Origin of the sequence: Brevundimonas aveniformis DSM 17977 (assembly GCF_000428765.1) — a bacterium.
Taxonomy (GTDB): domain Bacteria; phylum Pseudomonadota; class Alphaproteobacteria; order Caulobacterales; family Caulobacteraceae; genus Brevundimonas; species Brevundimonas aveniformis.
The window spans coordinates 994,760-1,016,074 of record NZ_AUAO01000001.1; the positions used below are offsets into that span (position 1 = coordinate 994,760).

Consider the following 21,315-nt stretch of genomic DNA (forward strand, 5'->3'; position numbering starts at 1 on the left):
CGTCTGCGGGCGCGCGGGCATCCTGTTGCCAACAGGAGTGCTCATGCCAAGCCAGACAACTGCGACCCTTGACCTTCCCCTGATCGCCGACGGTCAGGCCTCCAAACATGTGACACACAACGAGGCTCTCGATCAGCTCGATCTCCTCGTGCAGTGCTCCGTTCGAAGTCGGACAGAAACGACCGAACCTTCGGCGCACGACGGCGACCTCTACATCCTGCCGCCTGGGAAGACGGGGGGATCATGGTCCGCAATGGCGGATGGGGCACTGGCCGGTCTTGTCGCCGGGGCGTGGCTTGAGTTCGCGCCGCGCACCGGCTGGACGCCCTTTGTCGAGGATGACGGTGAGGCCGTGGTCTTCGAGGCCGGCGGTTGGCGCGCCCTGGCGTCGGACCGTGTGGCGCGCGCGGGTGATGACATGACCGGCCCGCTATCACTTCCCGTCAACGGGCTGCAGGTCGGAGACGATCAACTGAAGACGTCTGCAGGTCGGGTGGGGGTGCATCACGACATGCCCGGTGCGCCCCTGCACATCGGCCGAAGCCAGCGCGACATGGTCTGGCTGGGGCCGAGATACGGCGACAGCGATCCTGACCGAGAAGGGGACATCCGACTGTCGATCGGGGCGTGGGAGGGACGCCCGGAAATCTACATGACGCGCCACGACATCAATGGGTGCTGTCTGACGATTGATGCGTCGGGACGGCTTGCCGTCGAATTGGGCGGGGCCGCTCGGGTCCTGGTCGATAATTCGGGCCACCTGAAGCCGGCAGTTGCCAACACCTATGCCTGCGGCACCTCGAGCTATCCTTGGTCAGCGGTCTATGCCCAGTCCGGGGCGATCACGACCTCAGACGCGCGCGAGAAAGCCGACATGATCGATAGCCCTCTGGGACTGGGGTTCATCCTGGCGCTTCGCCCACGGGGTTTCCGCTATGTGCAGGCCGGGATGGTGGAGAGCCCCGCGACCAGCCCCGAGGGAAAGCCCGTCTTTGCGCCGAGAGCGGGTCAACGCCTCCATACCGGTTTCATCGCCCAGGAGGTTCACGACGCCCTGCCGCCGGACCTGGACTGGGCCGGCTGGATCCTTGCCGACCCTTCGGATTCCGCCAGTCGCCAGTCGCTACGCTACGAAGCGCTGATCGCGCCTTTGGTTGCGGCCGTCCAAACCCTCGCCCAGAGAGTGACCGGGCTGGAGGCTGGGTCGGCCTGAGCCTCCGTGGCCTATAGTTGACTCCGCGCGGAGGGACCGCCACTAGACGCCCGGTTTCTCGCAAGGTTTGATCATGAAAATCCTCATCACGGGCGGTGCGGGCTATATCGGCTCCATCCTGGTTCCCACCCTTCTGGAACAGGGTCACCAGGTCACGGTGGTGGACACCTTTGCACGCGGGGATACGGCCCTGGCGATGGCCTGTCCGTACGACGGTTTCAATCCGATCCGCCATGACTGTCGCGATGAGCGACTGCTGGACGATCTGGTTCCGCAGCACGATGTCCTGATCCCGCTGGCCGCGCTGGTCGGCGCACCCCTGTGCAAGGAAGACCCGATCGCGGCCCAGACGACCAACCAGGACGCGGTGATTGCCTTGGCCATGCGCGCCTCGACCTCGCAGATCCTGGTCTATCCGACTACCAACTCCGGCTATGGCCTGGGGCAGGGCGATACCTTCTGCACCGAGGAGACGCCGCTCAATCCGATCTCGCTGTACGGCGTCACCAAGATGGCCGCCGAGAACGCGGTCCTGGACAAACAGGGTATTTCATTCCGCCTGGCCACGGTGTTCGGCATGGCGCCGCGCATGCGTCTGGACCTGCTGGTCAATGACTTTACCTGGCGGGCTGTCACCGACCGGGCGGTGGTGATCTTTGAGGGTCACTTCAAGCGCAATTTCATCCACGTTCGCGACGTGGTGAAGGGCTTCATGCATGGCATCGAGAACTATGAGTCCATGCGGTCCAATGCCTATAATCTGGGTCTGTCCAGCGCCAACCTGTCCAAGCTGGAGTTGTGTGCCAAAATTCAGGAGTTCGTGCCTAGCTTCACCTACCTTGAGGCCCTGATCGGGGAGGACCCGGACAAGCGAAACTACATCGTCTCGAACGAAAAGCTGGAGGCCACGGGCTGGTCGCCGGACTGGACCCTGGATCGTGGGATACCAGAGCTCATTAGGGGTTATACGACTTTGCGGAATTCGCGCTACGCGAACGTGTAAGGGGGAGTAGTCAATGTCGGCACAGAAACGCACTACAGGCGACAAGGAGGGCCACCTCGTCCCGCAGCTGATTTTTCTGCATGTCCGAAAGACCGGAGGGCAGGCACTTTTCGATCTCCTGCGCAAGAACATCGGGGAGAAGTTTTCAAGATGGGGGGGCCTTGAGATGTACAGCGATGAGTACGATCTATTTGCTGGCCACAGTCCCTTGCGTGAAATTCCCGCGTCTTCGCGCCATCGATATTTTATAAGCACATTTCGTGACCCGATCCGCCGGATCGTATCGGACTATCGGTACTGGCGCTCCTTGAACGATTTGGGTGCAGCCCGAGAGGGCAATCCGGTCGTTCGGCTGGCCCGAACACTTCCATTGAAGGAATGGCTGTCGCACGAGGACGTACGCCCCTGGGTCGACAATGTCGTTGTCGGGCATTTTTGCAGCGACCTGGAAGCGAGCCCTGCCAAGCGCCTCAGCCAGAGCAAAGCCGCGATTGAGAGGCTGGACTTCATTCTTGAGCAAGAAGCTCTGGAGGCAGACGTTATTCAGCTTCAGAGGAGCCTGAGTTTTCGGGGCCTCCCGCTCGAGAGCGTAAATGTCACGGATTTGAACGCTCAGCATCACGCCGACAGTTTCAACGCTGCTGAAGTCGTTGGCATCGACGCGGAGGCTGCCGACCTTCTGGCCAAGCTGACAGAGCTCGACCGCGAGCTGGTTATCCACGCCCAGGCTGTCAGAGAGGTTGTGAATGATCGATTAGCAGACAAGGTCACGGAACACGGCCGACCTGTTCGACCCCGGCGGCTGGTTCCAGGGGCCTCGATAAACATTCCCGGCCTGGATGTCTGGCCCCGAGTTCTGGCTGGGGGGTGGGCAGATCGTGAAGACTGGCACGCCTGGAGCGATGGTAAGGAGTCTCGCCTCGAATTTGAAGTATCCGATGACATCGAGGCGGTGGTAGTGAAGGTGGGGGCCTTCCTGCCGGTCACACGCAAAACCCTGCTCAGCCGTTGGCGGGTCAATGGGGGCGAGGCACTTGATGTGGTGTTCCTAGGGGGGGATTCGACCTACGAAGTGACAGGTCAGAAGAAAGCATTGGTGTGCAGCGCCTTGGAGCCGGTTCCGATCAGGCTTGATATCCCGGGGACTGGCGTGCGCCGGGTTCGCGTCGACATAGAAATACCCGAAGCGATTTCAGGCGAAGCCATGGGTATAAATACCGATACGCGTCAGCTTGGTATCGCTCTATACAACCTGTCTCCCGTCCGGCGACGAGTTGCGTCGTGATCTCCAGACACGAAGCGGTCTTCTTTGTTAGTTGACCCGTTCGTTATCGATAACCCGCGATCCTTCTATATGGTTGGCTGTCCGGGATCCTCGACATCGGCTCAGGGGTCGGGAGGACACGACGGTAACCATGACCGTGGCTGTGGAGTCGTTCGATGGGGACAGAGGCAATAACGCCACGCCAGACGGTCAGCGATGAGGCCGTCAAGCTGGCATCAGGCCACTACGAAGAGCGACGCTTTGTAGAAGCCGAGGCCGTGCTACGCCAAGTTCTTGATGAGAGTACGGATCACGCCGGCGTTTTCTATTGGCTGGGGGCGAGCCTGGCGAGCCAACAACGTCTGAAGGAAGCTCTCGAGGCTGGTCGTCGAGCCGTGGTCCTGGCCCCGCTGCATGCCCACTATGTCTTTGGCCTGGGCACCTATGCGCGCGCGTTGTTCCAATTCGATGAGGCGCGAGAGCATTTCGAACGTGCCATTGCCCTGGCCCCCGACATCGCCGCGTATCAAGATGCGCTCGCCTCTCTTCCTGGGCGGGAGACGCCTCCAGAGTCCCCACGACTTCTCGTCGTAGGGCACGCCCGTTCAGGAACAACCGTATTGCTGACCGCCTTGAACACAGCAGATCGCGTCCATTTGCTGGGTGAGGCTCATTTGTATCGAGATCGGGGAAGGCCCTATTTTCGCGATCGGTTCAATCTCATGCACGAGCGGGTCGGGAACCAGTCCACAAAAAGTGCGTACGCGCCGGTTGTGGCTGGCGTACCCCTCCACGCGACGGGTGAGGCTTATCTCGACGGCCTGGCGAACGGGATGCTGGCTGTGGGCGAGAAAGTTGTCCTGGGTCCGACAACGCAGGGGCACGATTTCGCGCTGTTGCGCGACTATCTGGAGCGGCGTCGATTCTGGACGACGGTTTGGGTTCTCCGGCAACCGCGGTCGATCATCAGTTCGTGTCTGCGTCGGTGGGGTGGCGACGCCACGGACTGGATCACGTCTGTGGCGCAAACCCTGCTGCTGTTCGTTCACATTGCTCGCCAACTCCCCCAGACGCTGGTGGTGGAGCACGAGAAGATCGGGCGGGAACGATTGGCGGTTCTTGGATCTGCGCTCGGCTTAGATCTTCGGCATGCCGCCGATGTCTACACACCTGATCGAGTGGTCGATGACTCGTTCGGTCGTGGCGAGCCTTTCGACGACGACCTCATGCGACTGGAGCTGGCGCATGAGGCTATCGTCGATGAGATCGATGTGGAAACGGCCCGGCTGAACCCTGCCTCGATTCAGATCGAACAGCACCTCCCCGGCTTCGAGGGGCCACAACCCAACGCCTTTGGCCGTGCCGTTGTCGAGCTAATGAGCCTCGTTGGAAATGACGGACCCAGCGGAATGCCGGCCCTGCCAAGCAAACGGGACGGCAAGGCCAACTCCTGACGGATTGCCGTTCAATATCAGGCCTTTAATCTAGAGCGCCCGATCTCGTTCTCGGCCTGAAGATCAAGCCGAACGTGACTTGTCCTCGCGACTAATGCCACGCCCCTCGGCGTCGGCAAGTCTATGGGCTCGGATCAGGCCGATAGATCAGGCTTTGGGCTTTTTGGCCTTGCTCGCCCCAGCTTTCGGGGCTGCGGGCTTTGAACTTCCGCTTCCGGCTTTCGAACCGGCTTGAGACGCCGACTTGGCCTTGCTGATGCCTGTGTTGCTCGGCGTACTGGCCTCGGGCGTCTTACCAACTGCCTCTGTAGCTGCCGCCACGGTGCTCAGGCGCGAGTTGCGGATCAACTGCCCCTTGACCACCTTGGATGTGCTGTCGGTTTGCTTGCGCCATCCCTTGTCGAGCACGGTGTGCTCGACCGCGATGTTGTTTGTCGTGCGCACACAGGTCACGATCAGGCGCTGACCATTCAGCGAATGGTCCTCCCAAATTCGATCCTGTACGATTTCAAAGCCACAGGCCGTCATCCAGCCCCTGAAACAGGCAACGTTCGGGACAAACCAGTTTTCCCCCCCCTTATAGGTGCCGGGGTAGCAAAGCGTGATTGGAACATCGAGGTCGGCCAGCTGCCCGATCAGGGAGCTGTCGATAGGGTGGCCGCTCATGTCCTCGGCATAGTAGCGAAGGATTTCCCCCTCGCTACACAGGATAGCCCCCGCTGCCGAGATGCGCGAAATCGCTTCAAAGGCTCCAATCGGGTTTTTCAGATGATACCAGACGGCGCGGAAGATGACGACGTCAAACTCTTGTCCGGCAAGCAGGTCAGGAAGGTCGTAGACGGAGGCCTGCAGGTAGTCGACCTTTGAACCCAGAATCGTGCGAGCGGTGTTGAAAGCTGTTGCGTCGGGGTGCTGGATGTCTGCAGCGAGCACCGTCCCACCCCGGCGTTCCAGCTCGAACGTCAACGCCCCGTCCCAGGCACCGATGTCGATACAGCGCTTGCCGGTCAAATCCTCGGGGACGCCGAACTCGTCCAGGATGTACTTGGGGTCGATATCGGATACACCGGAAGTGAAGATACCAGGAAGAATTTCCCAACGCTGCCGCCAGTCGGCACCGGCGATTAAGGCATCAATCTCACTGCGATCAAGCTGGCTCAAAGTGAACTCCATAGCGTGCGGGCGGATATCGGTAGCGGACCCCACCGTAAGGTGCAACGTCCGTTCGGGTTGCTGTCATCGCGATACAGGGCAGGGTGAGAGCACGGCCGAAGCACACGACGCGGTCTAGTAGACATCAACATCGAGCATACCCCAGGACAGCCTGGGAGGCTGCTGCCCCTGGCCGACAACATAACGTTCTCGTGCCGTCGGCTCGAAACCCAGTCGGAGCAGTGCGCGTTCCTGATCTGACCCAATCGGGTAGGTCACGACGGTCGAAACGGCCTGGGTGCGGAACCAGTGCTGCAAGGCTCCGACAAGCCTTGGGACATCTCCACTATCGGGGACATGCAGGGCGACAATATCGCCGAAACCGGCTCCGCTGATCGGATCGCGGAACAACTTGGTCGCAGCCTGACCCAGGCGCAGGCCGGCTGAGCTTCTGACCTCGACCCACCTATAGGCGTAGCGTGGATTGGCTTGGGTGCGCCAGGACAGAAAGTCGGGGGTGCGAGCATAGAAGGCATCCGTTTGCAGCGTCGCCAGGCCTGCATCCGGCGCGGCGACCTCCACAACCTGCGCATCAACGTCGCGAGCTCCTGACGTCGTGGCCTGCCAATCACGAAGGGTGCGCCACCGCTGCCAGCCGAAATGTCGTTCGTGGGCGCGCAACGAGCGTGCATTGGCAACGACGCAGAGGACATCTGTCCCGGCTCCGCGCGCATGCTCATGGGCGAGCGCGGCCACCTGGCGAACAAGGCCGCGACCCTGGGCATCCTCGGCCACCATATTGTCCAGGGTCATGGCCCGCGCGGGGCGGGTGGCGTCACCGGCGCAGACATGCACGCCGTAGGCGGCGATCATTCGCCCATCTTCCCAGGCCGTTGCCAGGGAGGGGCGATTGGGGCCGTCGTGAAACTGCCAGAAGAAATACTCAGGCGTGACCTTGCGGGCGTAGAGGCTGTTGGACAGGGCGCAGAACGCTTCGGCGTCGTCGGTCGTCCGGTCGGCCAATCTCAGAATCATGGATCGCTCTAGTCGATCACCGCGAGTCGATGCCGCGACTTGGTTTCAAGTTGAAGCGCCACGAGGTTCAGGGCTTCGCCCAAGGAGAGACGCTCGGAATTCAAGCCGCTGTCTAGATCTGTCGACAGGACTCGAGAATCCAGGGGCGTTTGTCCGAAACGCAGAAACCCCTCGTAACCGATCGCCCGCGCAGCGGCCTGAGCGAAGGCGCGTACGGACACCTCTCCAGTTGTAATATTCACCACGCCGCCTCTTGGGGCCATCGTCGTCGCGATGACCGAGCGAGCCAAGTCGCCCGCGTAGATGACATCCAATAGGGCCGCGCCCTCATGGTCCACCGTTACGGTCTGCTCGCGCAGCCTCTTGGCACGGGACACCATCTTTATGATGTCGCTGGGCAGGTTGGGTTCATCCTCGGCCTCGGTCAGTTCACCGAAGATCAAGCCATGCACGATGTGCGTCGAGATCATGCCAAACTGCCAGCGATAGCTTTCGCCCAGCATCACCGCCGCGCGCGCAACCTGAGCTAGCGGGGCATCCATCCGGCTCGGCTCACCCGACATATAATCCGCCTCGACCAATGGGACCGTCGCGCCAAGAGGATAGGTTCGGGCTGGTGCGACGGTTATGAAGCTGTTGCACCCCACTGAGGCCGCTGCCTCAGATAGAACGAGCAATGACAGGAGGTCGACATTGATCCGGTCCGCCACCTCGAACCACAGGTCATTCCTGTCGAGCGTCGACGCCAGGTGAACAACCGCAGAGGGACGGATGCTGTCGAAAAGGTTCAACATCGCATAGCGGTCCGACAAATCATGCTCGGTCCCCGATAGGACGAAGACCTCCTGATCCGGAAAGGCGTTGCGGAGTTCCGCCAGGATATGGCGACCCAGGACACAGTCAGCTCCGGTCAGCAAGATTGACGACATGACTGGCTCTCCAACTATTACGCTTGCCGGCTATCCGGGCGAGCGGCCTCTGAGGTCCTCACGATGCGCACCACGGCATGGCGAGTCAGATGCTCTTCTTGCCATTCTGATGACCAGGCTGAGGCAGTGCGACGGTAGTGGGCGAAATGTCGTCCCATCTCGACGGTGGCGTCCAGCGCCTCGTCTGCATCTCCGATGATCATGCCGATGGCGCAGAGGGGACCATCTTCGGGTGAATGACTCAAGAGCTTCGTCTCAAGACGGAAATCATCCGGCGTCAGGCGAGGATTGAGGCGTTCGATCTTGACGTTGAGGGCCAGGGCGGCCTCCGGCAGGCGGATCACCGCCACGGCCTTCGGCAGACGGCTACACAGGTTGCGCTCGCGCGTGATGACCGATCCGTCAACAAGCCGGATGTTGACGACCGCCTTGAGCTGGTCAGTGACCGAAAGGTCAGCGAAGTGCACGCGCAGGGCCAGGTGGGTGCTTGAGGACGGCGGCAGAACCCAAGCCGGGTTAGTCGCCATGACCGAAGCCGGATCGCCCGACAACCAAATGCCCGGCTGCTTGTCGATGAGGTCCGACAGGTGTTGAACGTAGCCTGGCGCAGTTCGCAACCGGCGCCCGCCCCAGGTCTGGTCGGTGACGAGGACGGGCTTGCCCGCCAGAATGGCCTCCGCAAATACCCCCGAGCTGCCTGCCCGATAAAGGGGGTGGGTATAGTTGAGCACGACAATGTCGGATCGACCGAAATTGGCGACGTAGCCCTCTGACGCTGGTGGCACTGTGTAGATCTCCGCCCCGATATCGTCGCGCGCCAGAAGTCGGTAACGTGAGCTGCGGGTCAGGGCAGAGCCATCAGGCACATTGAAGTTGGACTGCGCCAGGAGGCCAAACTCGGGGGCCCCGGACAGACGATCCGGGATTTCTGAAGCTGCCTTGACGCGCGCCTCGGCCATACGAACACGCCGACGGCGGATCAAAGTCTCTCGGAATGAAACTGTTGATCGGTCCAGCTCAGATTGAGCTGCCTCAAGATCGCGCGTCGTGCGGATCACCCCCAAGGTGCGCTCGTTCCAGGCTCGCTTGCGGTGGGAAAGGGCGGTGAGAAGCTCAGGCAGAATCCCATATCCCTTCTCTGGGCGTGCATCGCCGAAATAGCCGAGCGTGATCTTCGCTCCGGGCTCCGGCGTAGTCGTACGACCGTCTTCGGCGAAGGTGGCCAGAGATTCCGGCATGACCACTGGGAGCACACCGAACGTCCCTGCGCCCAGGGTCGAGTACTGTTCGGCCAGTTCCTCGGTATCGCACCACCAGCCAATGCGCAGGCCGTCGATGGCGGCAAGCTCCAGGAGCTTGGAGCGCAGACCCCGGTGTTGTTGACCGGTCAGATAGTGGGCCCCTTCGTTGAGGAAAATCGGCTCGCGAAAAATGAAATGCCAAACAGGCGCTCGTCCGGCCTGGCTTGCACGGGCAACCTCGAGGGCAACCTCAAGGTCGGCCTCCTTCACCGTGGTCCACAGCAGGATGTCATCCGGCCTGGGTTTCATCCGGTCGAGCGCGGCTATGATCGAGTTTGACTGAGCGCGCGTTCCTCGGGGGTCATTCAGAACATCCCGCACACCCAGCGCGGCAGCGCGGAGTTGACCAGAGGGCACAGCATACTCACGTGCCCAGGAAATGCGGGCGCGGACCCAGTCACCGGCGCGGCCTGAGCCGAGGCGACCCAAAAACCAGCCCAGACCCTGAAACAGTTTCTTGAATGGCCATAGCAGCACAAGGCCCAGCAATATCAGCAGTCGTGTGGCCAGCACGCCGCAGAAGACGAACAAGGCCACAAACATCGACCGACGATCCTGACGGGCACCGCCTCCGCGGAGCAGGTCATGGTATACAGCGGATGCAACGCCGAGTGACGAGAGCCGTAACCGCTCTTCCCGGCGCGCCTTGGCCGCCAGCCTGGCTCGGGCCCGGGCCTCTATTTTCTTGGCCTTACGGTCTGCACCGAGGACGACGCGGTCGTAATCGAACTCGATCACAGCACGCAGGCCCTCTGGCTTTTCACCCTTGAACCTGTTGTTCGCCAGAAGAACGGGCTCATACCCGGCTTCGCGAAAGCCGTCAGCCAGACGGGTCGCGTATTCGAGAAAGTGCCCGCCGCTGGATCGGATCAGCTTGTCGACGACAATGAAACGCGCCATCGAGTCAAGCCACCTGTGCTAGGCCGGTCGCGTCGACCAGCTGGTGTTTGATCCGGTCATACTGGGCACCCCAGTTGAACTCGCGTCGAGTCGCTTCTGCACAATTCTCGACCATCTCGGCATAGGCGGGAGTTTTGTAGAGGGCCAGCGCGTCCCGGACGGTGGCTTCAAACGAGGGCAGACTCCAATCCGGCATGATCAGGCCGCACCCGTAGCGATGGATCAGATCGACGCACTGAGGGTGCGGCCCGCAGATCGGGGGAACGCCCGCTTGAACGGCGCAGAAGAACCGGTTTGAGGCCAGATAGTAGGCCCCTGCGTTCATCTCGGGATTCCACCAGACAAGCGAAAAGGCGGCCTCTGCACGCCGGGCATTCAGCTCTTCGGCCGCGGCCACGCCAAAATAGCGCAGGTTCTGGGCGGCTTCGATCTTGCGTGCCAGGCTTTCTGGATCAGGATCGGTGATGCGCCCAAACAGATCAAAGCCGATGTCCGCTACGCTTGGCGACAGGAAATGTTCGGCATAGGCCTGGGTGCGATGAAGCGTCCCGAACCACAGGATACGACCATTGCGCTGATCAGCAGGCTTTGAAATGACCGGATCGGGATAGCTGATGTCCGCGACATTGTAGATGGCAGCGACCTTCTCAGGGTAACGCTTGAAGCCTTCGACATCTATGATGAGGCGTTCGATCTCCGGCGTGATGACCAGATCAACATCCTCAATCATGACCTCGTGGGCGAGTTTGTCGTGCTCGCCTAGAGAGGAGATGAACTCATAAGCGTGATAGATGATGCACTTCGGTCGCTTGCGCAGCCCCATCAAGCTGGTGAACACGCTCGAGCCGAAGATCACCAGGATATCAGGGTCCACCGCTTCCATTTTACGCAGGGCATTCGACTGGAAGTGACGATGCCAGGCGGGGGTGTGATCTGGAAAGATTGAGGCGATGCGTTCGAGCTTGAACGCTGGGTCCCAGGTCCATTTTACGGGCGGACGGCTGATTTCGTCCGGTTCGATCAGAAGGCCGCTGGTGCCAAAGGTGCGGCAGATCGAGTCCATCAGAGCCGGGACCTCGGGTGATCCATAGCCGATGCTCACATCCGATATGCCGACAATCCTAGGTTTGGTCTTGACCACACCCGACCCCATTTCCCCAACGGTCTTGGGGCCTACAGGCCCCAGCAAATTCCGTCAAACCAAAGTTATCTCACCAGCCGGCGAGGACCGCCGCCGTGACCTGTTCGACGTCGTCATCCGATAAGCCGTCATGCAGCGGGATGGCGATGTGTTCGGCATCGAAGACCTCGGCACCGGTTAGACCAGCGGTCAGCCCGCCAAAAACCGGGTGCCGATCAATGCGCCGATCAATGACAGAGACCGGCACCCCGCGCCCCTTCATGGCCCGGCCAAAATCCTCTCGGCGCTCAAGGCGCAAACCGAATAGCCAGCAGCTGCTCTCGGCCCCTTCGAGAGGTTGCAACAGCCTCACATCCGGCGACTGCCCGAGGACCTGGCGGTATCGTTTGTCGATCTCCCGCCGGCGAGCCAGGCGCTCTGGATAGCTGGGCAGATTTCCAACCCCCAGCGCGGCCGCCACATTGTTCATGTGATACTTGTAGCCGAGCTGCTCAATCAGGGCACTACGCTCCCCGATGTCGTTGGCTGTGACCTTGCGTTTGTCGATACCGAACCACCTGCGCGTATAGACATGGGTGGCGTCGTCGTCGTCCAGACAGGCGATGGCCCCGCCATCGCCCGTGGTCATGCCCTTGATGGCCTGAAAGGAAAAACAGGTGAATCTCGACAAGGCCCCGATAGGCTGGCCTTTCCAGCGAGCCCCGAACGCATGTGCCGCGTCTTCGATCAGGGGCACGCCGGCATCGCGGCACACCGCCTGAACCGCGTCCAGATCGACCGGGGCCCCACCCCAATGTACGGCAATGACCGCCTTGGTGCGGTCTGTGATCTTGTCCCGGATCGAGGCGGCCGAGATGTTGCCCGTGTCGGGGTCGATGTCGGCAAAGACGGGCGTGCCGCCGGCGTGAAGCACGACCAGACCGGTGGCGATGAAGGTCTGAGGCGGGACGATGACCTCATCGCCAGGGCCGACTCCGAGAACCTCTAGACAGAGGTGCAAGGCCGCTGTGCAGGAATTGACGGTCGCCACATGCGGGGCACCAACCGCACTACGAAGGCTGGCTTCGAACTCGCGGACGACCTCACCTTCGTTCAGAAACGTCGAGCGAAGAACTTCATTGACCTTGGCGATGGCCGCATCGGTCACAGTCGTGTTGAAGAGGTTCATGCCAGGATCACTCTTTGGAGGGGAGCGCGACCTTGTTGCAGGTGCGTTCCGCACCCGCAAGTGTCAGCGGGGCCCCGCCACAACGGTTTTGAGGACATTGTCTGGCAGGGACGCCCTGATCCAGGCCGCTTCGGGAGCCGTGGGTGTAAAAGGCTCAATACCCATGCACGCGGCCGTGATGAGAGCACCCGTGGTGGCCTCTGGATCGGTTGGGTCTACAGCGATCACACGACTAAGGCCGATGCGGCGGGCTTCTGCCGCCATCCAGGTTCCTTCACTGACGACGGCGGCACGCCCCATGGCAATGGCCTGAACGAACATACCCGATGAGCCCCGTCGGTAAATCGTGGGATCATATGGCAGCAAGACCGCCGAACAGGCGGCGATTTCATCTTCCATGGCGGCGGTAGGCAGAATCTCGTCGATGACCGAGACGCCCAGTTCGCACAAGGCCAGCGTTGTCGTGTCCAGATCTGGGTCGACAGACAGTTCGCGGTGGGCATAGCCATGAACGACAAAGGCGAGCCCTGTCTGGCGGGCTTGGGCGACGCGGGCGATTGGCTCCAGGAGGGTGTAACCCTTCTGGCGACGCCGTGCTCCGAAGACGCCGATACGTCCCCGCACCGGCTGGACGGTCGGTATGCGTCCTGTCCACGGCGGAGGTGAACATCCCACCGGATACGGGGCAAGGGGGGTCAGCGCCTCGGCCAGGTCGACAGTATCCGCCCAAAGATCGACATGGCCCTTCTCGGCTCGCGACAAGGCCTGGCGGATCTGTTCCATCCGGGCCGGAACGTTGTCATGATCCGACCGCATCATCACGGCCAGACGCCCCATTGGAGCTGCCATGAAGGCTTCGATCGCCAGGGCAATCTCGGGATAGGGGGCTGTATGTAGGAACCACAGGGCTTCGGTGTTTCCTTGTGCAAACAGGGCCCGATAGGCCGCACGGCGGCGATGCTGATCAAGCGTGCGCCCGATCCGAGCGATGGCTCGCGCCGCGAAGTGCGAAGGCGCCGGGGCCGTATTCAATGGGCTCAGGATTCTCTCAACCGACGCGTTATCGATTTGTATCGAACAATCCGTGGGGGCGACGACCCTCACCGTAAACCGGCTTCTACGAGCCGCCGCCGCCATCTGTGCAATGTACTCAGCCTGATGGCCGGCCCGGCTGGAAAATTCCGGAGAGAGCAGGATGAAGCTCTTCGTCATCGCTAGGTCGCGGTCACGTGCGTCCCGGACCAATCGCATGCGACCTTGACGTAGCTGTCGGGTTCGAAGGCCTGGAGAAATTGTTCGCGGCGAGCCGGGTCGACCACAAACAGCAAAAATCCTCCCGAACCGGCCCCGCAAAGTTTGCCGCCGTAGGCTCCATTGGCGAGGCCATGAGCATACAGGCCGTCAATCGCCTCGTTGCTGACCGCCGTGGAGAACTGTCGCTTGAGCATCCAGCCTTCGTGCAGGAGGCGACCGAAGCGCTCCACTGCGTCGCCACCGCCGGCTTCAATGATGGCCTGCCCTCGGCCCACCAGCTCATAGGCGGCTTCCAATTCGTCTGTGATGGTTCCGCTGCGGGTGCCTTCCAGCTGGGCCGCGATGGCCTGGGGGGCGCTCCGGGTCTGGCCGGTGAAGACCAGGTACATGGACGACGTCAGCCGCTCCAATGTCTCCTGGGGCGCAAGTATCGGACGTTGCTGAATGCGTTCTCCGTGAAAATCGAACCTGTTCCAGCCGCCGAAGGCGGCATGCAACTGATCCTGAACTCCACAGGTATGGCCGAGAACCTCACGTTCCATACGGATCGCGTCCATGGCCAGTTCGTATTTGGTGCGCGTCTTGCCACCAAGCTGGGCAAGAAGATTCAGCAAACCGACCATGAAGGTCGCCGATGACCCGAGGCCCGTTTGCGAGGGTAGGGAGGCCAGGGTGGTCAGGTCGATCGGATCCAGAAATTTGTGTTCCTCGAGCGCCGCCCGAATGGCGGGGTGTTCGATCTCATCAAGGCGTGAAACGCGCTCCATGCGCGAATAGCTGATCTGGAACTCGTGTTTGAGGAACTTGGGTCGGGCCAGAGCCGTCACATAGATGTGCTGATTGATGGCCATGCCGAGCACAGCGCCCGGCCTGTCGGCGAAATATTCCGGATAGTCGGTACCCCCGCCGAAAAAGCTGACACGCAAGGGGGTGCGAACGGTCACATACATCGCAACGGATCCTCTGGGTGCCCTATAGTCTCAGGCCGTCGCCGGCGGTGTCGTAGTTCGTGATCAGCCAATCCGCCGTGCGGCGCAGACCCGTATCCAGCTCGGTCGGGCATTCCAGGCCCAAGGACTTCATGCGGTCGACGCCGAAGATTTTGATCAGTTGTCCCTCGGGCTTGGAGGTATCCCACACGAGTTCCGCCTCGAGGCCGACCGCGCGCGCCACAGCCTCGGACAGGTCCTTGATGGTGGTCGTGTTTCCCTTCGAAAGATTGACGGGACCGGACTCGTCGCTGTCGATGAAGAACGGGATCAAGCGCGCGACATCTCCTGCATAGACGAAATCGCGTTGAGCGATGCCGCGTCCCCAGCAGGGCACCTCTGATGCGCCACTCAGCCGGGCCTCGTAGAACCGGCGGATCATCGCTGGCACGACATGGCTCTCGCCATTGCGGAAGTTGTCGTACTCGCCATAAAGGTTGCCGGGAACCAGAACGGTCGACTTTAGACCGTGCTGGCTGCGGTAGGCTTCGGCCGCGACGATCCCCATTTTCTTGGCGCTGGAGTAGGCGGCGGAATCGGCCTGCGGAAATCCTTGCCACATCTGATCTTCGCCGATCGGAGAGACGGCGTCTCCCGGATACGAACAGCCGCCCATCGTGTAGACAATCTTCTGAACGCCAGTGCCGTCGGCGGCTCGGCTGCGGGCGGCGGCCTCGTACATGTTCGAGACAAACATGATGTTGCGGAAGTAGAAGTCTGCCGGCCAGGTTCGGTTTGCGCCGATACCTCCCGAATAGGCGGCCAGATGCACGACCACATCCGGCTTGACCCGATCCAGGAGGGCCACGGTTTCGTCCAGCCGTGTGAGATCTCCGTCCTTGGAGGATACGGCCACAATCTCACGTTCCGGGAAGGCCTCCTCGAGGGCGGGGACCGTGTGACGGCCCAGAAAACCTGTCGCTCCGGTCACCAGCACTCTTCGATAGTCAGTCATAAACGCCTTCTCGACCCAACATCGGTCCTAACCGCGCTCCTACTATCACACGTTGCTTATCAGGCGAGCGTACAATCCCGATTGGGGATTGACGCATTGTCGCAGGCCCACGGCAGACTTTCGTCTGACAGGACTCAACGCTTGAGTGCCTTGTAGGCATGTGCCAAACACCTCAGCCGCGAGCGCAGAAAAATACAAATACGATCTTGAAAACAGGACGGAAGGCAACCCGGTAATGGGTGGTTTGATTAGTGATTTTTCGGCCGTCTGGAAAGACTGGCGCGTTTGGTTCTTGCTTGCTAATCAAGATGTTGAACTAAGGTATAGGCGATCTCTACTTGGCCCATTCTGGATCAGTTTGGCCATGTTCAGCCTTATCCTCGGGATTGCGCTGCTTTACAGCCAGATCTTTGAGCAGCCTTTTCGGGATTATGTAATTTTTATCGGGACCGGGCTTCTGGTTTGGACCCTTATTTCAGGCCTCCTCACTGATGGATCTCAGGCCGTCACAGAAGTCGAGCGCTACCTAAGGGCGACACGCATCCCCACGACTGTACTCGCGGCGCGAAATGCTTATCGTTCCAGTTTGATCTTGATCCACAATGCCTTGCCTATCCTGGTTCTGATCTTGTGGATTCGTCACGGCCTTCCTCTGACGAGCTTGCTGGCGATCCCAGGCGTAATGATCATCCTTGTGTTTGGGTTCGGCGCGACCATGGTGCTGGCACCGCTTTCGGCGCGTTTCCGCGACCTGCCGCAGCTCATTGCCAGCGTGATGCAGCTCATGTTTTTCATCACGCCTCTGTTCTGGCGTCCAAGCCAGCTGGCCACGGATCATCCAGTCGTTCAGTTCAATCCCTTGCACCATTTGGTCGAAATCGTGCGTCAGCCGCTCGAAGGCCATTTGCCAACCTCGACCAACTATCTGGTCGCGATCGGGGTGGCCGTGGCTGCGTTGTTGCTTGGCGCAGCAACAATCCAGCTGAGCCGCAAGAAAATGTTCTTCTGGCTGTAGGAGCAGGTCATGGCCTCGGTCGAAATCAATAGAGTGTCCCTGGAGTATCCCGTCTTTGAGATGGCGGGGCGTTCGCTCAAGGTATCGATGATCAACCGCATGCGCGGTGGACCGGCCGGAGAGGCTAGGGTTACTGCCCTGCGCGACGTGTCGCTCTCGCTCAAGGATGGCGACCGGCTGGGGCTGATCGGCACAAACGGTGCGGGCAAATCAACGCTCCTGAGGGTGATCGCCGGTGTTGCCTCGCCGACCCGGGGCACGGTCAATGTTCAGGGGCGTGTGATCTCTTTGATCGAGAAGGGGCTTGGCATCAACGAGGAGCTCTCGGGGGACGCGAACATAGAGCTGCCCCTGCGCCTGCTTGGGGCCAGCGATGCCGAAGTCGCGCACGCCAAACGGTGGGTGCCGGATTTCACTGGTCTGGGCGACTTTATGAAACTTCCGGTCAGGACCTATTCCGACGGCATGAAGGCGCGGCTGTCCTTTGCCATCTGTACGGCGATCGAGGGCGATGTGCTGATACTGGATGAATGGCTGAGCGCCGGGGATCTCGGGTTTGTCGAGAAAGCCGAGCGGCAATTGGCGGATGTGTTGGGCCGGACGCGTATTCTAGTTCTGGCCAGTCACTCGCTCGACCTTCTCCGACACGCTTGCAACAAGATTGCATGGATCGAAAATGGTCGGCTCATGCAGATCGGACCGGTCGACAAGGTGCTGAACGCCTATATCGAGGCCACAACAACTAAGGTCGCCTAGTCGGCGTCTCCGATGGCTGCCCGCGTCAGCGCCGCCAGGTCGCCGCCGTCGTAGAGCACGCCCTGTACCCCGGCGCGCCGTGCGGCCTCCATGTCGAGGTCGCGGTCGCCTATCAGCACGGATGCGGCGCGATCAATCGACCAATCGGCCATGGCCTTTTCGATCATGCCTGGGTTGGGTTTGCGATCCGGGTGGTTCGGATGCCGCCAGGCCTCAATCGTCGCCTCGGCGTGAAACGGGCAATGGTAGAAGGCGTCGATATGGGCCCCGGCCTCCATCAGCTGTGCCTGCATAGCGGCATGAAAACGCTGCATGTCACCTTCGCCGTATAGGCCGCGGCCGAGTCCTGCTTGATTGGTGATGACAATGCACAACCGTCCAGAATCGTTGACAGCGCGGATGGCCTCGATAGCCCGGGGCATCCAGCGCAGATCCTCGACACGGTGGGTGTAGCCCTCGTCGACGTTTAGGGTCCCATCCCGGTCAAAGAAGACGACCGGACGGCGGGCCATCTGGGGGATTTCCGTCTGGGCCTGGACCAGGGTGTCCGGCAGGCCGATGTCGATGAAGTAACCGTCAAACGGCAACCCTGCCAGTCGCCCCTCAGATGCGAGGGCGGGAAAGACCTCGGCCTCGATTGAACAGGGTAGGGTCGTAATCCGTTGTAGTACCGAGCGCCTCAACAGATAGACCCCGCCGGATATCAAGGCCGGGCCGTTGCGGCTTTCATCCTTCTCCTGGAAGGCGACGATGCGACCGTTCTGATATTCGACCCTGCCAAACCGGCGGGCGTCCTCAACCCGTCTTAGAGCCAGGGCTCCTTCGTCATCGGGCATCAGAGCAGCGGTCAGTGCCAGATAGTTGAAATCGAACCAGCTATCGCCATTCGACATGAGAAAGATGTCGTCCAGGCGATCCGCCACATGGATCAAGGCTCCGCCGGTTCCGGCGGCTTCGGGCTCGCGCACAACGACCACCCTGGCCCCGAGGATGGATCGCCCCTGATAGCGCGCCTCGATCTGGTCCCCCAGATGACCGGCGACGAGGAGAATCTCGGCCAGTCCGTGGCGCGCAATATTCTCGAGCAGATGGTCGAGGAAGCGGCGATCTCCGTCGATTGGCATCAGGGGCTTGGGCGTGTCGCGTGCCAAGTCGCCCAGGCGCGTGCCGCGTCCCCCGACCAGAACGACAGCTTGACGGAGGATCTGTGTGCTCATTCGCGAACCATGTCCCGGACACTGTCAGCCAGGGCCAGACAGGATGTCAGGCCCGGCGATTCGATCCCTAACACATGAACCAACCCAGGGTGGCCATGGGCCTCTGGTCCATCCAGCACGAAGTCGGCGGCAGGCTCACCAGGCGCGCTTAACTTCGGGCGGCATCCTGAATAGTCCGCGGTGAGGGCCGCGTCGGCCAGGGCCGGCCAATAGCGACGAATGGCGGCGTAAAAACCCTCGGCCCGCTGCGGATCGACGCCGTAGTCGATGCCACCGGGATCGTCCGTGGCCAACCACTCTACATCCGGTCCGAACCGCATGCGCCCTCCCAGATCGAGGGTCAGGTGGACCCCCAGGCCGCCATTGACCGGGGCCGGGTAGATCAATCGGGTGAAGGCGGGAGTCCCCGCACATCCGAAATAGGACCCCTTGGCCAGCCATTGCCGGCGTGTCGGGCCGCCGTATCCCTCCATGGCAGCGGCCAGCGTCGGGGCCTGCAGGCCTGCGGCGTTGATCAGGATGCGGCAATCCAGACGGCCCGATCCGGTTTTCACCTGGAAGCCGTGGGGCGTGACCCGTAGGGCCGCAACCGCCGTGTTGAAGGCGATGAAACCGCCGTGGTCCTCGACCTCGCCCTGGAGCGCGAGCATGAGGCCGTGACTGTCCATGATACCGGTCTGGGCCGACAGGATGGCAAAGCTACAGTTCAGCGCAGGTTCCAGGGCCCGGGCCTGCGCCCCGGTCAGGCGACTGACACCCTCGACGTCGTTGGCCTGAGCCTGAGCCAGTACCGCTTCGACGCGCGCTTCTTCCTCAGGCGACGTCGCTACGACCAGCTTGCCGCATCGGCGGTGTGCGATGCCGCGTGATTCCAGATAGGGGTAGAGGCGTCGTCGTCCCTCCACGCAGAGCCGGTGTTTGAGGCTGTCGGTCGGGTAGTAGAGGCCGGCATGGATGACCTCGCTGTTGCGCGACGATGTCTGAGTGCCGATGCGGTCCTCGGCCTCTAGGACCACGACCTCGCGACCGGCCCGAGCGAGGCCGGCAGCGATGGCCAGGCCGATGACGCCTGCACCGATGACCACGACGTCGGTTTCGCCCAGTGACACGTCCGACGCTCCCCCGTGGTGATTGACGGCGCGCTTTCATAGCGGCGCGGTCTGGCCTAGTCACCCTTGAAGCCCGCAAGGAGACGCCCATGGACATTCGACCGCTGGAGATCGACGGTGCCTTTATGATCCGCCCGCGGCGCAATGCCGATCATCGTGGCTGGCTGATGGAATCCTATAACCGGGCGGCCCTCGCTGAAGCGGGCATTACGGCGGACTTCGTCCAGGACAATCTCTCATGGTCCGAGCAAGCCGGGACGGTCAGGGGGCTGCATCTTCAGGCCGCGCCGCACCAGCAGGCCAAGCTGGTTCAGGTGATGAGCGGGCGCATTGCTGACGCCATCGTTGACGTGCGGCCCGGGTCCCCCGGTTTTGGTTGTCACCTGCGCGTCGAACTGGATGCCCGGGACGGCTGGCAGCTCTTTGTGCCGCGCGATTTTCTGCACGGCTTTGTCACCCTCGAGGCTCACACCCGGGTTCTGTACAAGGTTGATCAGCCCTGGAGCGCCCAGGCCGAGCGCAGCGTTCGCTGGGATGATCCTGACCTGGCCATCGAGTGGGCTTGGTCCGGGCCGACCATTCTATCCCCCAAGGATAGTGTTGGTCAGTCGTTTGCTGACTACCGGCGAACGGTATTGGCGCACTAGAGCCTGATGGCTTTGGTTGGAACGACCGGGTGGTTCCAACCAAAGGCTAAATCAGGCTCGCACTTTCTTCTGAAGCCCGATTCACGGCTTCAATGACATCGCGCAGCGATGCCATTTCCACCGATCAGGCTCTAGGAGCGGCGCAACGTTGCCGTTGCGCCGGGTCTTCCTAGACGAGAATCCAATCGTCTGAGTGCTCCCTCATCCGATCAGAGTGTAGCTTGCCGTCGAAGGCGGCTAGACTGGCCTCGATGATTTCCTCATCGACGAAACAGATCACCGGGTCGTCCACGGCCTTCTCGGAGCCATAGCTGTCACCGGGCAGGACGAGCGGATCCATTGTGTCGCCGAGGCTGGGCTGGACCAGCGGCGTGAACTCCCATTTGCCTGCATCGGCAATCCCCGGAAGAATCAGCGGGTCATCATCCTGGATCAGGTCGGGCAGGACCAGCGGCCCTGCGTGCTTGTCCTGCTGCCCGGCCTCCAGACCCGGCAGGACCAGCGGACCTTCAGCCGGTGACATGGCCTGGAACTCGAAGTCGTTGGCATTCAGCTGGGCCTTGCTGACCCCCCGCAGGACAATGCTGTTGCTCCCCACCGTGATGACGGCCCAGCCCTGGCCATTGTCAGCCGTCGCCGCCATGACCGCCGAGAAGCTGGAGAAGACCGTGGTCGAGAAGCGGATGACGTCGCCGACGCCGGCACCGGCGCTGAAGCCCAGGATCTCGTCATGGCCAAAGCCGGTGTCGAAGACAAACACATCGTTGCCGTCACCGCCGTTCATCAGATCGTTGCCGGCTCCCCCGACCAGGG

At 61.4% G+C, this 21,315-nt stretch carries 18 protein-coding genes and 1 pseudogene; 7 read left to right on the forward strand and 12 right to left on the reverse strand.

The features are described from left to right. Nucleotides 1–43: 43 nt before the first annotated feature. The 4 genes from G391_RS15115 to G391_RS13900 all read left to right on the forward strand — a co-directional run bounded on the left by G391_RS15115 (nucleotide 44) and on the right by G391_RS13900 (nucleotide 4,934). Nucleotides 44–1,213, forward strand: coding sequence for a DUF2793 domain-containing protein (locus G391_RS15115; protein ID WP_051257127.1), 1,170 nt, complete (start codon nucleotides 44–46; stop codon nucleotides 1,211–1,213). A 73-nt stretch (nucleotides 1,214–1,286) separates the two neighbouring features. After that, the gene (locus G391_RS0105105) at nucleotides 1,287–2,216 is read left to right on the forward strand and encodes an NAD-dependent epimerase/dehydratase family protein (RefSeq protein WP_029086566.1); all 930 of its coding nucleotides are present in this window, start codon (nucleotides 1,287–1,289) and stop codon (nucleotides 2,214–2,216) included. Nucleotides 2,217–2,229: 13 nt separating this feature from the next. Then, nucleotides 2,230–3,501: a sulfotransferase family 2 domain-containing protein gene (locus tag G391_RS0105110; RefSeq protein ID WP_029086567.1), complete on the forward strand. Its 1,272-nt coding sequence runs from the start codon at nucleotides 2,230–2,232 to the stop codon at nucleotides 3,499–3,501. Between the two features lie 155 nt (nucleotides 3,502–3,656). Then, the gene (locus G391_RS13900; RefSeq protein ID WP_029086568.1) at nucleotides 3,657–4,934 is read left to right on the forward strand and encodes a tetratricopeptide repeat protein; all 1,278 of its coding nucleotides are present in this window, start codon (nucleotides 3,657–3,659) and stop codon (nucleotides 4,932–4,934) included. A gap of 147 nt (nucleotides 4,935–5,081) precedes the next feature. On the opposite strand, the gene G391_RS0105120 is transcribed toward G391_RS13900, so the two are convergent. The 9 genes from G391_RS0105120 to G391_RS0105160 all read right to left on the reverse strand — a co-directional run bounded on the left by G391_RS0105120 (nucleotide 5,082) and on the right by G391_RS0105160 (nucleotide 15,758). Continuing rightward, the gene (locus G391_RS0105120; protein ID WP_035303603.1) at nucleotides 5,082–6,095 is read right to left on the reverse strand and encodes a class I SAM-dependent methyltransferase; all 1,014 of its coding nucleotides are present in this window, start codon (nucleotides 6,093–6,095) and stop codon (nucleotides 5,082–5,084) included. 126 nt (nucleotides 6,096–6,221) lie between these two features. Further along, complete coding sequence (locus G391_RS0105125; RefSeq protein ID WP_029086570.1) at nucleotides 6,222–7,121, reverse strand: GNAT family N-acetyltransferase; 900 nt, start codon at nucleotides 7,119–7,121, stop codon at nucleotides 6,222–6,224. An 8-nt stretch (nucleotides 7,122–7,129) separates the two neighbouring features. Beyond that, complete coding sequence (locus G391_RS0105130) at nucleotides 7,130–8,050, reverse strand: NAD-dependent epimerase/dehydratase family protein (protein ID WP_029086571.1); 921 nt, start codon at nucleotides 8,048–8,050, stop codon at nucleotides 7,130–7,132. A 17-nt stretch (nucleotides 8,051–8,067) separates the two neighbouring features. Then, nucleotides 8,068–10,251, reverse strand: a complete 2,184-nt coding sequence (locus G391_RS0105135; protein ID WP_029086572.1) for a hypothetical protein — start codon at nucleotides 10,249–10,251, stop codon at nucleotides 8,068–8,070. Nucleotides 10,252–10,255: 4 nt separating this feature from the next. Continuing rightward, a complete protein-coding gene (locus G391_RS0105140) occupies nucleotides 10,256–11,353 on the reverse strand; it encodes a glycosyltransferase family protein (protein ID WP_156893844.1) in 1,098 nt (365 codons plus the stop codon). Nucleotides 11,354–11,462: 109 nt separating this feature from the next. Then, entirely contained in the window at nucleotides 11,463–12,560 is a 1,098-nt protein-coding gene (locus G391_RS13905; protein WP_051257128.1) for a DegT/DnrJ/EryC1/StrS family aminotransferase, read from the reverse strand. 63 nt (nucleotides 12,561–12,623) lie between these two features. Beyond that, nucleotides 12,624–13,592 carry a glycosyltransferase family protein gene (locus tag G391_RS0105150; RefSeq protein WP_029086574.1) on the reverse strand — a complete coding sequence of 323 codons (969 nt, stop codon included), beginning with the start codon at nucleotides 13,590–13,592 and terminating at the stop codon, nucleotides 12,624–12,626. A gap of 182 nt (nucleotides 13,593–13,774) precedes the next feature. Then, entirely contained in the window at nucleotides 13,775–14,758 is a 984-nt protein-coding gene (locus G391_RS0105155) for a GHMP family kinase ATP-binding protein (protein ID WP_169719090.1), read from the reverse strand. A 28-nt stretch (nucleotides 14,759–14,786) separates the two neighbouring features. After that, complete coding sequence (locus G391_RS0105160; RefSeq protein ID WP_029086576.1) at nucleotides 14,787–15,758, reverse strand: NAD-dependent epimerase/dehydratase family protein; 972 nt, start codon at nucleotides 15,756–15,758, stop codon at nucleotides 14,787–14,789. 160 nt (nucleotides 15,759–15,918) lie between these two features. On the opposite strand from G391_RS0105160, the gene G391_RS0105165 reads away from it, so the two are divergent. Together G391_RS0105165 and G391_RS0105170 are read left to right on the forward strand one after the other, a co-directional pair. After that, on the forward strand, nucleotides 15,919–16,773 hold the full coding sequence (locus G391_RS0105165) for an ABC transporter permease (RefSeq protein ID WP_156893845.1): 855 nt from the start codon (nucleotides 15,919–15,921) through the stop codon (nucleotides 16,771–16,773). A 9-nt stretch (nucleotides 16,774–16,782) separates the two neighbouring features. Beyond that, a complete protein-coding gene (locus tag G391_RS0105170) occupies nucleotides 16,783–17,529 on the forward strand; it encodes an ABC transporter ATP-binding protein (protein ID WP_029086578.1) in 747 nt (248 codons plus the stop codon). On the opposite strand, the gene G391_RS15930 is transcribed toward G391_RS0105170, so the two are convergent. Both G391_RS15930 and G391_RS0105180 read right to left on the reverse strand, forming a co-directional pair. After that, the gene (locus G391_RS15930) at nucleotides 17,526–18,746 is read right to left on the reverse strand and encodes an HAD-IIIA family hydrolase (RefSeq protein WP_211226470.1); all 1,221 of its coding nucleotides are present in this window, start codon (nucleotides 18,744–18,746) and stop codon (nucleotides 17,526–17,528) included. The two genes, G391_RS0105170 and G391_RS15930, sit on opposite strands and share 4 nt — an antisense overlap. Beyond that, nucleotides 18,743–19,855 carry an NAD(P)/FAD-dependent oxidoreductase gene (locus tag G391_RS0105180; protein WP_029086580.1) on the reverse strand — a complete coding sequence of 371 codons (1,113 nt, stop codon included), beginning with the start codon at nucleotides 19,853–19,855 and terminating at the stop codon, nucleotides 18,743–18,745. The genes G391_RS15930 and G391_RS0105180 overlap by 4 nt, the downstream gene beginning before the upstream one ends. Nucleotides 19,856–19,944: 89 nt before the next feature. Here G391_RS0105180 and rfbC point away from each other — a divergent pair, with 89 nt between their 5' ends. Further along, nucleotides 19,945–20,502: a dTDP-4-dehydrorhamnose 3,5-epimerase gene (rfbC, locus tag G391_RS0105185; protein ID WP_029086581.1), complete on the forward strand. Its 558-nt coding sequence runs from the start codon at nucleotides 19,945–19,947 to the stop codon at nucleotides 20,500–20,502. Between the two features lie 169 nt (nucleotides 20,503–20,671). Here rfbC and G391_RS15690 read toward each other — a convergent pair. Further along, nucleotides 20,672–21,315: pseudogene (locus G391_RS15690) on the reverse strand (hypothetical protein); the annotation flags it as partial.